Source organism: Paenibacillus sp. FSL H7-0737 (assembly GCF_000758545.1).
Lineage (GTDB): Bacteria > Bacillota > Bacilli > Paenibacillales > Paenibacillaceae > Paenibacillus_AQ.
On the sequence record NZ_CP009279.1, the window covers coordinates 1,882,143 to 1,894,368 of the forward strand.

Below are 12,226 nucleotides of genomic sequence, written 5' to 3' on the forward strand. Positions count from 1 at the left end.
TTATGTGAATAATTATACTTGCTGGTGTGTGAGATTATTGCTATCATAAGCGATATCCATATTGATAGGAGAGAAAGGGTGGGGAGTAGTTTTGAATAAGAGAGCATACAATTTTAATGCCGGACCGGCAGCATTGCCGCTTACGGTACTGGAACGCGCACAAGCGGAGTTTGTTGATTTCCGAGAAAGTGGAATGTCTATCATGGAGATGTCGCACCGTGGAGCAATCTACGAATCCGTGCATAATGAAGCGCAGGAACGTCTGCTTTCGCTCCTCGGCAATCCGAAGGGCTATAAGGTATTATTCGTACAAGGTGGAGCAAGCACACAGTTTGCTATGATCCCTATGAACCTGATTTCCGAAGGCCAAGTAGGTAGCTATGTTATGACAGGTAGCTGGGCAGATAAGGCTTATAAAGAAGCTAAATTGGTAGGGGGCGCTCATGTTGCTGCTTCTTCCGAAGACAAGAAATTCTTAGCTATACCTGAATTGAGTTCGATTAAAGCTGCGGAAAATGCTGCCTACCTTCACGTTACTTCCAATGAGACCATTGAAGGAACGCAATATGCAGAATATCCGGATGCTGGCTCGATTCCGCTCATCGCAGATATGTCCAGTGATATCCTTTGCCGGCCAATCGATGTCAACCAATTCGGAATGATCTATGCTGGAGCACAAAAGAACCTTGGTCCTTCCGGTGTGACTGTAGTTATTGCTAAAGAGGAATTGCTCGCAGAATCACCTTCTAACATTCCAACTATCATGCGTTACAGCACTCATTACAAAAATAACTCTCTTTACAATACACCTCCATCTTTCTCTGTATATATGGTTAACGAAGTATTAAAATGGATTGAGGAGCAAGGTGGTCTTGCTGGTATCCATTCCAAGAACCTTGAAAAAGCGGGTCTATTATATGATCACATCGATGGAAGTGACGGCTTCTACAGTGGTGTTGCTGAGAAGAGCAGTCGCTCCATTATGAACGTTACCTTCCGGATGCAATCGGAAGAACTCGAAAAACGGTTTGTTAAAGCTGCTGAACTGGAAGGTTTTGTCGGCTTAAAGGGACATCGTAGTGTGGGTGGCTTGCGCGCTTCCATTTACAATGCAGTTCCTTACGAAAGTGTTAAAGCACTTTCTGATTTCATGAACCATTTCCGGCAAACTCAAGGTTAATGAACTCTATCGTAAACCTTCCGCCTATGGGTGGAAGGTTTTCAGTTTGTTTGGAGAAGCTATGGTTATGCAGTAGAGTAAAACATCTGGCTATTAAGCCTTTAGAGAGGAAGGAACCATATAATGGCACTCCATATCGTATTAGTTGAGCCGGAAATACCGGCCAATACTGGAAACATTGCGCGTACCTGCGCAGCAACAGGCACTCATCTTCATTTGGTTCGCCCGCTCGGATTCCGTACAGACGATGCTACATTGAAAAGAGCAGGATTGGATTACTGGCACGCTGTTAACATTGAATACCACGACTCTTTTGCTGAGGTACTTGAGAAGTACAGTGAGGGACGTTTCTTTTACGCAACGACGAAAGCGGAGAAGAGATATAGCGATTTTGATTTTCAAGATGGAGACTTCTTTGTCTTTGGTAAAGAAACGAAGGGGCTTTCTGCTGAAATTCTGGAAGCGGGTAAAGAAACAAAAATGCGCATGCCAATGAGTGATGCCGTGAGATCGCTTAATTTATCGAATTCTGCAGCTATTATTGTATATGAAGCCCTTCGACAGCTGGATTTTCCTAATCTTGTTTAGAAAAAAGACATTTTTTTTGTTTTTTTCAGCAGGATTCGACATTTTAATAACGAAATATAATGAATGAGCCGAAATATATAGTAGCTACAAATTATTAGTTGAACAGGAGAGGTGTACGTTAGATATGAAACCTGCTGGTGTAGTTCGCAAAGTGGATCAGCTGGGTAGAATTGTTCTGCCTAAGTCCCTGCGTAAAAGGTATCAGATGAATGAAGGCGACCCGGTTGAAATTTTGGTACAGGGTGACCATATCATCTTGGAGCGTTACCGTCCAAAATGTGTTTTCTGCGGATCAATGGAAGGTGTGAGTGAATATAAAGATCGTTATATTTGCGCTGCATGCCTCTCAGAAATGACGCAATTGCCAAGACACGCCTAGGAAGTACATATTTACACATTTAGAATTCTGACAGCCAATAGTTTTCTAAAAAAAGAAACTGTCCCATTCGTAGATTTCTCTACTTATGTGGCAGTTTTTTTGTTTCAGGCTTATAAAAAATGCCTCAGAGCCAAGTGGCTGCTGAGGCATTTCTTGCTTATAGACCTTTTGTTTTGTCGTCGTTGTAAGATGAGGTAAGGATGCCGACCATAAATAACACAAATACGATAGTTACGATCCAAAAGGTTAATGAGAACGACATACTGGCACCTCCATTAGCAAATGTATTCGTTATCAAGATTATACCCTGCAAATCAATAAAAATAAACGCAAATGTGATATGTTGCATAGACATTTTACTATAATCATTTAAAAAACAGGAAATTGGTTGGTACAGCTCTAAGATTTCCGTCTGATGGCTTGTTGACTACTCTTCCATTGAAGATGAGTGATGACGATCCTCCACCATCCAGATTATAAGCATCCATGACACCCATGTTATATAGCTTGTTCTGAATTTCCTCTAGTCGGGCACCAGAGCTGCCAAGCTCATTATAGCCATCCGCTACAAAGATGAGAAGCTGATCATCCTTATAATTACCGATTACTGTACGTGGCGCCCGATTGGGGGATGTTTTCCACTTTTCCGGGATCGGTACTTTGACGTTATTCTTAAGTAGAACAGGCACAAAGGTTGCACCAAATACGGGTTCGAGTTGATCTAACTGTGCGCGACTGTAAAATTTCCCGCCGATTAACTGTCCGGACTTGTTCAGACCTACGAAGCTGAGATCCTTGAATGTCGGCTCGAAACCATTGAGATACTTTCCATCAACCACAGTAGTGCTTAAGGGATAGCGTTTTCCGGCTTTATCCGCAAAACCTCCAGCATTAATACCTGCAATAGCACCATGACTTTGTACAGCGTGCATAGTGGTTTCTGCGCCACCAGTAGCTTCCTTCGCAAGACTCATTTGCATCGCAGTTGGATCCTTCAATTTGATCTTCAAAGCATAGGCCTTATAGTTACCTGGATTCAGCTTATACAGCTCGATTCTAATCCGGTCGCTAGTAAGGACCTCAGAAGGTATTCCAAGCTTGGCAGATATCCGGCGGTTATAGATAAGCTCAGGACGGCTCGCTTGAGTCTTCGCTGTCTCGACTAACTTATTCATAGCAGTAGTGGTTCCTTTATATAGCTTAGCGCTAGCGCTGACTGCATCTATGGTGTAGGATGCAGTGCCTTCGGCTAGGGTTAAATCCTTTTTTAGGACAGCTGTTTCATTCAAAGGCCCTGAGATAGGTGCGAATTGTCCTACATCAAGATCCAGCTCGAGCGGAGGTCTATACCACCACATACATATCAGTAAACCTAAAAAAGGTGCGGTCAGAAGCATAAAGAAACGGTTCACTCTCTTGACTGGCGTCATCATTTGATCAGATCCATTTCTTTCTTCAAAGCTTCTAACTGTTTGCTAACTTCGCTCAATTGCGTATATAGCTTATTACTATTGTCTGTCTTGGCACTTGCATTATCTTTAGTGAAGGTTAATAGTTCGTTAAAACTTTGTACTGTATTCTGCAATTCCTTCACTTCTTCAGTGAGAACGGCAATTTTCGACTCATAGTCGGTCTTCAGAACGGTAAGCTGCTGCTGGCTCTGATTGCTAAGTTCGCTCAGCACTTGCTGCTTCAAATGGTTTGTGTAGCTGTATACAGCATATACACCGATTCCAATCATCACGATCCAGAACAGTAAAAACCATTTTACGGAAGGGCCGCTTCTCACAGCAGCACGGCGCGAGTGTACCGGGGACGTTTCCGCTAGCGGTTGCATTTGATCACCTCGGGTTGGTCTTTTTTTCAAGTCCCCATTCTATCAGACTTTGACTAGTTTCGCAAAAATGTAAGAGAGTGTGAAAACTAGAAAAAGTAATTGCATCCTATTAAACTACTGCGATACAATTTCTATAGATTGGAATTTCTGATAGACGTACTCAAGGTAACCAGCGAGAGAATAAACGAACAAGTCATCATACTTCCTTGCTTGCGTTTAAACCGGAAACGCTGCGGCGCTTTCCTTTCTGGATGATTATATAAAGCAGGGGGTCTGGGCATTAATGATGAAGGTTTGGCAGGTGGTTATTGTGGGGTGTCATCCTACAAGTATGCTGGGGACAAAATTGATTTTGGAAGAGGGAGGAGAGCTTAAAGTTCTAGGAATGTATTCAACTTGGGACGAAGGCGCTTCCATCGTAAGGGAAAAGAATCCCGAGCTAGTGCTGGCAGATTATCATATGCCTGAAGGTAATATTGAGAGTGTGCTGTTAAATATGAAAAAAAGCTCACCAAACTCACATTTTGTCGTAATGACGGATGAAGACGGCAGGGATCTGCTTCAGCCCCTCATAGAGCTGGGAGCCAGCGGGATCTTCTCCAAAGGAGCTTCTCCTCATCAGCTTTTACAGCTGATCCTGGGTTTGCGGGTGGGTTTTCTTTCAATGCCGCTAGAATGGATAGAAAAAGGATCCTGGCCGATTTCGACTTCTAAAGGACTGGATGATGTTCTTCAATTGACACAGACAGAGATGTTTATTATGGAGCGAATCGTTCAGGGGATTACTTATGATAAAATAGCGCTTGAAATTGCAGTAAGTCGTCGTTCGATTGACAATTACTTGCGCAAAATTTATGTGAAGCTTGATGTTTCGACGCGAGCGCAGGCCATTGAGAAATTTGCTCTCTTTTCAAGACAAAACAGGCAAATCTACGCATAACCCAAGCTATACGACATAATGACGGGAAAGGCGGAATATTCTTGAAATAGAAGAAAGAAAGCATATCACGTTTAATGGATAATCGTTCTCGAAAGAGGATAACTTAGCCATTTCTACTTGGTACTAGGGAAGGGGGATTTCGCATGCTTTACCAATTTTCTGCTCGCGCGCACACACTGCTATCGTCACCGCTTCTAAGTATTCGCACCCAAACACGGAGAAGCTCCATGATATCGCTTGCTGAAGAATTACCAGCGGAAGAACTGTTCCCATTATCGCTGCTTGCCGAAGCAGCCTCTACGGTGATATCTGCAGATGCAGGAGCACTTCAATATGGTGATCCTGCAGGGTATGGTCCACTTCGGGAGTGGCTTGCCGGGGATTGGCTCAGAGAAAAAGGGGTAACTGTTACTGAGGGTGGAGTTCTGCTAACAACGGGGAGCCAGCAAGCGATTGATTTGTTGTCGCGGGTGTATATTGATCCGGGAGATCGTGTATTAGTAGAAAATCCGACATCTCCAGGATTCTTACAAACTCTTCGGATGCAGGGTGCCATCATTATTCCTGTAGAGGGTGACTTGGACGGGCTTCATCCAGATCATTTGCGGAGGCAAATTGAACTGCATAAGCCTAAGATGTTGTTCGCAACACCAAGCTTTACGAATCCAAGTGGCATCCTATGGAGCTTAGAGAGACGGCGTGAGGTGTTGGATCTTTGCATCGCGTATAACATCCTGATTGTAGAAGATGATTCTTATGGTGATCTACATTTCCAGAAGTATGGTGAACATTGGGCCACAAGATATCCATCCTTGTATGCGCTGGAAAATATAAGTGATGGCGGACACGTATTATATATCGGTTCGTTCAGCAAGACCGTTGCGCCCGCGCTGCGGACGGGCTGGGCTGCAGGTAGCCGGGAAGTGATCGGGATGATGGCTGCTGCCAAGCAGATGGCAGACTGGCAATCGAGCGCATTAAATCAGCGGCTCTTGCATCATTTATTGGATGTGACCGCTTTTGATCTTCGTGAGCATATTGCGCAGCTGAACCGAGAATATAACACCCGACTGAAGTTAATGGTTGAACTGCTAAAACGTCCAGCTTGGAAAGGAAGCTCCTACGACCTGCCGTCAGGAGGTATGTTTCTATGGGTATCTCCACCGGAGGGGATGGATGTTATGGCACTGCTAAAATGTGCGCTAGGTAAGGGAGTGGCATTTTTGCCAGGACCGTTATGTAGCGTAGATGGAAGCGGAAATCACATTCGTCTTAACTTCAGCCATCCCGGCCGGGATGAGCTGCTTCTCGGCATGAATCTGATGAGCGAGGCGGTTAAGGAGTTCACGGCTCGGAGTTAGGTGGGTGCTGATCCATTGTACCGTGAAGAGTGTGCTTAATGAATGTTTAAGGAATCTGATGGATCGGACATCAAAATGTGATGAACAGGTTGATGAGCGGTCAAATGCAAAGGCAGATGTGCGATCAGATGCGCAAGGTGATGTGTTGCAGGTTGAACTGGCAGCTCAATTTATGACACACCGGAAAATCATAACAGACAGAGTGAGGCATTAGGCAAGGAGTAGAGTGCGAGGGGTTCATTATAGGGGATTTCTCCCTATAACTGGCTGATTTATATTCTGGAATGGAGATTATAGGGAATCTCTCCCTATAAATTTCAGAAAAAGCCCTTTTTGTGGAGTAATCTATGCATTTATAGGGAGGAATTCCCTATATATCGGATTTTAGTGCGTATATTGAGTAATTATAGGGATGATTTCCCTTTAATTTAACTTATCAGCTTGAGACTAATACTTCGAAGGTTAGTTCTGTTTCTATGGCTTAACGGATTGGAACACAAAAAGCATCCCGTTGATGGGATGCTTTTTGGCGTTACCTAGACATTGTTACGTGTGCATTAGAATAATAAGTTTAAAGTCCGAGTGAAAGATCAGAACCTGATTAAAAGACGAAAATCGAAGTGAAAGTTCAAAATCGGATAATGATAAAAGTCAGAGTGAAAGATCAAAAGCAGAGAAAAAGATAAAGGCTCCAGCAAAAAATTGAAATTGAAAGAATTTTTTGCTTAGCATAGGCGAGCTAATTACTGTGATGATTGCTGTCATGGGGTACGCCGCCAGTTATAGCGGCGTATTCTACTAGCGCGGCCTGACCGGCTGGAGTCAGGGTATAGCGCCCACGGCTGACACGGTGGAACCAGCCGTAGTAGTTGTGCTGCAGCATAGCGGCGGCGTTCGGTACGCCGCTACGCTTCCGCAGTTCGGCCGGAGAGATCCCGGCCGAGCGGGCGCTTGAGGCAGCGCTAGGGGCACCGCTTCGCGTGCCAGCCGCCGCTGCCTCCCGTGCTGCCGTGTCCCCGGCAGCACGCCCCTCCGGCGCTGCGCTCAGCGCCGGAGCCTGTGCAGCGGTGCTCGCCGCTGCACGTTTGCCCGCTGCGAGCGAAGCCTTCGCAGCGGCCTTCTCGGCAGCGACGGCGGCTTCCGCCTCCGCTGCCTGCAGAGAAAGCGCGACACGCAGCGCTTTCTCTCGGTAGGCCGTCACGAGCTTGACGCGCGTGCTGCCGCCGATGTTGTAGTCTCCGCTGCGCTCGCGGAACTCATAGAGCAGGCGCTCGCGCCGCCGCTTGTTGCTGCGCTGCGCAGGTGGCGTCTCGTCCGGCTCGACGAGCACCTCGACCAGCGGGGCCTTGGTCTTATAAAAAACAACGGTGATCAGCCCGAGACCAAGACGGCGGCACAGTCCGCTAAGCTCGCCCCAGCGCTGGTTTACCGCCCCTTTTTTATCACGGACACGTTCTACTGCGAGATAGACCGTAGGACTGAGCTTTAGCCGTTCTACCCCTTGCAGAAGCAAGGCGAGGTTGAACGATTTTTTCATCTCTACGATTAGAGGGTGCTCTAAATCCTCACGAATACCCACCAAATCACAAGTCCGAACCTCACCCTTGATGCTGTATCCTTGCTTTTCAAAAAAAACCTTCAAAGGAGCATACAGCTCCGTTTCATGTCGTACCGCCATAGTGTCACTCCCGTAGCTCTTTTTTTCGGGTTCTCATTAAGGTTTTACTGCGATTTTATGATTCTCTATTATAGCACAGCAAAAAAGAGGTCAACTATTCTGCGCTTGCCGCATAGGTATGTAATACACTTTTTAACGCTATAGGAGAGCAAGTAGGAGCGCAAGAGGAGGCAGCGAGCAATGGATATTTTTGAGCGAATAGCTTCGTATCGGGCTGAGAACGACCGTTTGGCGTGGAGCGGGACCTTCAAGCAATATATAGAACTTTTGAAAAAAGACCCCTCTCCCGCAAAAACCGCTCACTCCCGCGTTTATGACATGATCAAGTCGCATGGCGTAGAGGACATAAACGGACGCAAACGTTATAAGTTTTTTGAACAGGAGATTTTTGGACTTGATCGTGCAGTCGAAAAGTTAGTGGAGGAATATTTTCATTCTGCAGCACGCCGGCTAGATGTTCGTAAACGGATTCTGTTATTGATGGGACCTGTCAGTGGGGGGAAATCGACCCTAGTCACGCTGTTAAAAAGAGGGTTGGAACAATACTCGCGGACGGATGCGGGTGCGGTATATGCGGTTGAGGGCTGCCCGATGCATGAGGACCCACTACATTTGATCCCCCTGGAGCTTCGTCCAGAGATTGAAAAAGAACTCGGTGTGCGTATTGAGGGCAACTTGTGCCCGTCCTGCCAGATGCGGCTGAGAAATGATTATGCCGGAGATATTGAGCAGGTTAAAGTGGCTCGTGTCATTTTGTCAGAAGAAGAGCGGGTAGGGATTGGTACTTTTAGTCCATCCGATCCGAAGTCGCAAGATATCGCCGATTTGACAGGAAGTATCGACTTTTCGACCATTACTGAATTTGGTTCGGAATCCGATCCACGCGCTTACCGTTTTGATGGAGAGCTGAACAAAGCTAACCGTGGGCTGATGGAATTTCAAGAAATGCTCAAATGCGATGAAAAGTTTCTATGGAATCTGCTGTCACTGACGCAAGAAGGCAATTTCAAGGCTGGCCGGTTCGCGCTGATCAGTGCGGATGAAATGATCATAGCTCACACCAATGAAACCGAGTATAAGTCGTTTATTTCTAATAAAAAGAATGAAGCGCTCCAGTCCCGTATGATTGTTATGCCTGTTCCGTATAACCTCAGAGTATCGGAAGAGGAAAAAATCTACGCGAAGCTGATCGCCCAGAGTGATATGAACCATGTGCATATTGCGCCGCATGCGCTGCGTGCCGCTGCTATTTTCTCGATCCTGACCCGTCTGAAAGAAAGTAAAAAGCAGGGCATGGATTTGATCAAAAAGCTTCGCATGTATGATGGTGAAGAGGTCGAAGGCTACAAAGAAGCAGATCTCAAGGAGATGCAAACGGAGTATTTGGATGAAGGCATGTCCGGAATAGATCCGCGGTATGTTATCAACCGGATTTCCAGCGCTTTGATCAAAGGTGATCTGCAGTGCATGAACGCACTGGATGTGTTGCGTGCAATTAAAGACGGCCTGGATCAGCATCCATCGATTACAAAAGAGGAGCGGGAGCGTTATTTGAACTTCATCTCCATTGCCCGCAAAGAATATGATATTTTAGCTAAAAGCGAAGTGCAAAAGGCCTTCGTCTACTCCTTTGAGGAGTCCGCCAAGACATTATTTGAGAATTATCTCGATAATATCGAAGCCTTCTGCAATTGGTCCAAAATCCGTGATCCGCTGACGGATGAGGAGATGGAGCCGGATGAGCGGTTAATGCGTTCGATTGAAGAGCAAATCGGTATCTCTGAGAATGCGAAAAAAGCGTTCCGTGAAGAGATCCTGATCCGGATTTCCGCGTATTCACGCAAAGGGAAGAAATTCGAGTACAACAACCACGACCGCCTACGGGAAGCGATTGAGAAGAAGCTATTCACAGATCTCAAAGATATCGTCAAAATCACCACCTCGTCCAAAACGCCGGATGAAAGTCAGCTTAAACGGATCAATGAGGTGTGCGCTAGACTTATTGATGGGCATCACTATTGCCCAATTTGCGCTAATGAGCTGCTGAAGTATGTGGGCAGTCTGCTTAATCGGTAAAAGAATACAAGTACATTTGCGGCCACCATTTGGTGGTCTTTTTTTTGTGATAGATATTTTTTACGTGTTTCAATACGTGATATTGTGTGGAATTAGGCTTTGGTCGCGCGACCGAAAAGTAATGCACGAACAATGAAAAGTAGCAGGGGAGCAGACGCCCATACAGGAAAAAATTGCAAATGTATATTATTTTATATGGCATAGCTCTTTAAGTTAGTAATTCCGCAAATCTGCAGCTTTTGAGCTAGATGAGGGCGATATCAATGTAAAAAACTGCACATTTGCAGGTTTTTATGACAGCTAACTAAAGAAAGTGTTAGATCATACAACATCATACAGCTCAGCAAAACAGGAACAATCCTACTTGCTTGCAGTTGATATAATGAAATCACCGTACGGGGGAAGGCTGGTGCTGCACTTGAATTACAGTAAAGATATAGAGAAATGTGTTGAATATATTGAAGCTCATATCAAAGAAAATATAACAGTGGAAGAAATAGCCGCTGAGGTTGGATATTCGGTGTATCATTTTTGCCGAGTGTTCAGCTTATGCAAGGAAATGTCCGTGATGGAATATGTGCGGAGCCGGAAATTATCTTTAGCGTCCATTGAATTGTTTGCCGGCAGAAGAATCATTGATATCGCGCTGGACTATGGTTTTGAGACACAAAGTGGTTTCACTAAGGCCTTTCGTAAGGCTTTTGGCTATAGCCCGACACAGTATGCCGCACGGATGGACGGATTTACTAAAGGAAAAACACTAATTGAAATCGGAGGTTTTATAATGAACCCTGTTATTGTTCGCAAGCCTGCATTTAAGGTCGCTGGGTATGGGATCCAAACTAATGTTGCTGGAAGTATGTACACCAAGGATATTGCATCTTTTTGGAGTCATTATGAGGGTGAGAATCTGGAGTCCAAAATGTATAAAATACTAAACCCGCCTAAACACGGAGAAGTCGGCTTATGTATTCCTTCCTCAGATAATGGCAATGCGACTTATCTTCTAGGTGTTATTGTAGAGGACTACTCCAAGGTGGAAGATGATATGTTGACGATGGATGTGCCAGAAGCCGAGTATGCTGTGTTCACAACGCCGCCAGTGGATACATCAACGGATACAGAGCAAATACAGTTTGCACAGGTTATAAAAAGCACATGGAAGTACATCTTCGAAGAATGGTTTAAGGATAGTGGCTACGATTATGATGATAGTAAGCTGGATTTCGAATTCTATGATGAACGCTGCCACTCGCGGCCGGATACGGTGATGGAGATTTATGTTCCTGTGAAAAAATCGACCGAATGATGTGTTAGGGCAAATGCTGCTCCGTGATGATCGTAACTTCGGGGAATGTTTGGACTTTCGGTCGCTGTTGTCTCTGGATTTATTGATTATTCCTTAGCGGATTAAATCCAGAAACAAAGGCGAACGCTACGCTCCTACAGTTCCAAACTTCCCCTACGTTACTTTCACCTCTGCAGCATTTGCAAAGTTCAATTATTCAGTCGATACGGGGTGTCGACGTAAGAAGGTCCGCAGCGGGTTATACGCTGCGGGCTTTCTCATTTATTGTAGGTTGATTGACGCTTATCCCCTCCCGTAGTCTAATAGATTAAATAGACGTGTAACTTGATAATCTCGGGGAGTGAAACAGATGATTAGAGAAGCAAAAGTAGAGGACTGGAAAGACATATCCGAATTATTAGAGCAGTTGGGTTATTCAGAGACAGAAGCGTTCATGCAAGAAAAAATAGAAAAGCTAGTCCTGCATCCGGATGAGGAATTATTAGTTTTCGAGGAAGATCATAAAGTAGTCGCTTGCATTTCCATGCATTACATACCTCAATTAGGGCTCACAGGGGATACTGCAATTATAAGCTATCTTGTGGTAAGTAATGCCATTAGGAGTAAGGGAATTGGACGGATGCTTGAGGAATATTGCACTGATTTAGCTAGAAAAAGAAACTGTGACCGAATTCAAGTTCATTGCCACTCCAGAAGAACTGATGCGCATAGATTTTATGCCCGACAAGGATTTACTGAAGCTCCAAAATATTTTTCAAAGATGTTAAATGAATCCGAATAATAAACAGACCAAATAAAGAGCGGCAGACCAGGGACGTACTACGCGTCCAGTTCTGCCGCTTTATTATTCAAGCAATAGAGCACTGTTCACTTATTCC

The 12,226-nt window shown here is 45.0% G+C and carries 12 protein-coding genes; 9 read left to right on the plus strand and 3 right to left on the minus strand.

The window, feature by feature from the left end:
• Positions 1-91: 91 nt before the first annotated feature.
• The 3 genes from serC (at position 92) to H70737_RS08150 (ending at position 2,147) form a co-directional block, all read left to right on the plus strand.
• Positions 92-1,180: a 3-phosphoserine/phosphohydroxythreonine transaminase gene (gene serC / locus H70737_RS08140; RefSeq protein ID WP_042186243.1), complete on the plus strand. Its 1,089-nt coding sequence runs from the start codon at positions 92-94 to the stop codon at positions 1,178-1,180.
• 123 nt (positions 1,181-1,303) lie between these two features.
• The gene (gene trmL, locus H70737_RS08145) at positions 1,304-1,768 is read left to right on the plus strand and encodes a tRNA (uridine(34)/cytosine(34)/5-carboxymethylaminomethyluridine(34)-2'-O)-methyltransferase TrmL (protein WP_042125678.1); all 465 of its coding nucleotides are present in this window, start codon (positions 1,304-1,306) and stop codon (positions 1,766-1,768) included.
• A 124-nt stretch (positions 1,769-1,892) separates the two neighbouring features.
• Positions 1,893-2,147, plus strand: a complete 255-nt coding sequence (locus tag H70737_RS08150) for an AbrB/MazE/SpoVT family DNA-binding domain-containing protein (RefSeq protein WP_039871533.1) — start codon at positions 1,893-1,895, stop codon at positions 2,145-2,147.
• 365 nt (positions 2,148-2,512) lie between these two features.
• Here H70737_RS08150 and H70737_RS08155 read toward each other — a convergent pair whose 3' ends face one another.
• Positions 2,513-3,580: a phosphodiester glycosidase family protein gene (locus H70737_RS08155; protein ID WP_143759516.1), complete on the minus strand. Its 1,068-nt coding sequence runs from the start codon at positions 3,578-3,580 to the stop codon at positions 2,513-2,515.
• On the minus strand, positions 3,577-3,984 hold the full coding sequence (locus H70737_RS08160; RefSeq protein ID WP_042186244.1) for a hypothetical protein: 408 nt from the start codon (positions 3,982-3,984) through the stop codon (positions 3,577-3,579). The genes H70737_RS08155 and H70737_RS08160 overlap by 4 nt, the downstream gene beginning before the upstream one ends.
• Before the next feature lie 283 nt (positions 3,985-4,267).
• Between H70737_RS08160 and H70737_RS08165 the strand changes: the two genes are divergently transcribed.
• From H70737_RS08165 to H70737_RS08175, 3 genes are all read left to right on the plus strand, one after another.
• On the plus strand, positions 4,268-4,924 hold the full coding sequence (locus tag H70737_RS08165) for a DNA-binding response regulator (protein ID WP_042186245.1): 657 nt from the start codon (positions 4,268-4,270) through the stop codon (positions 4,922-4,924).
• A 143-nt stretch (positions 4,925-5,067) separates the two neighbouring features.
• Positions 5,068-6,285 (plus strand): aminotransferase-like domain-containing protein, encoded by a 1,218-nt coding sequence (locus H70737_RS08170; RefSeq protein ID WP_042186247.1) that lies wholly within the window; start codon positions 5,068-5,070, stop codon positions 6,283-6,285.
• 4 nt (positions 6,286-6,289) lie between these two features.
• A complete protein-coding gene (locus tag H70737_RS08175) occupies positions 6,290-6,499 on the plus strand; it encodes a hypothetical protein (RefSeq protein WP_042186249.1) in 210 nt (69 codons plus the stop codon).
• Positions 6,500-7,024: 525 nt separating this feature from the next.
• Here the strand turns inward: H70737_RS08175 and H70737_RS08180 are convergent.
• Positions 7,025-7,963, minus strand: a complete 939-nt coding sequence (locus H70737_RS08180; protein ID WP_042186250.1) for a DUF2161 family putative PD-(D/E)XK-type phosphodiesterase — start codon at positions 7,961-7,963, stop codon at positions 7,025-7,027.
• Between the two features lie 180 nt (positions 7,964-8,143).
• Between H70737_RS08180 and H70737_RS08185 the strand changes: the two genes are divergently transcribed.
• From H70737_RS08185 to H70737_RS08195, 3 genes are all read left to right on the plus strand, one after another.
• On the plus strand, positions 8,144-10,039 hold the full coding sequence (locus H70737_RS08185) for a PrkA family serine protein kinase (protein ID WP_042186251.1): 1,896 nt from the start codon (positions 8,144-8,146) through the stop codon (positions 10,037-10,039).
• A 382-nt stretch (positions 10,040-10,421) separates the two neighbouring features.
• Positions 10,422-11,348, plus strand: a complete 927-nt coding sequence (locus H70737_RS08190) for an AraC family transcriptional regulator (protein ID WP_231573406.1) — start codon at positions 10,422-10,424, stop codon at positions 11,346-11,348.
• A 349-nt stretch (positions 11,349-11,697) separates the two neighbouring features.
• Positions 11,698-12,129: a GNAT family N-acetyltransferase gene (locus tag H70737_RS08195; protein WP_042186252.1), complete on the plus strand. Its 432-nt coding sequence runs from the start codon at positions 11,698-11,700 to the stop codon at positions 12,127-12,129.
• Positions 12,130-12,226 lie beyond the last annotated feature (97 nt).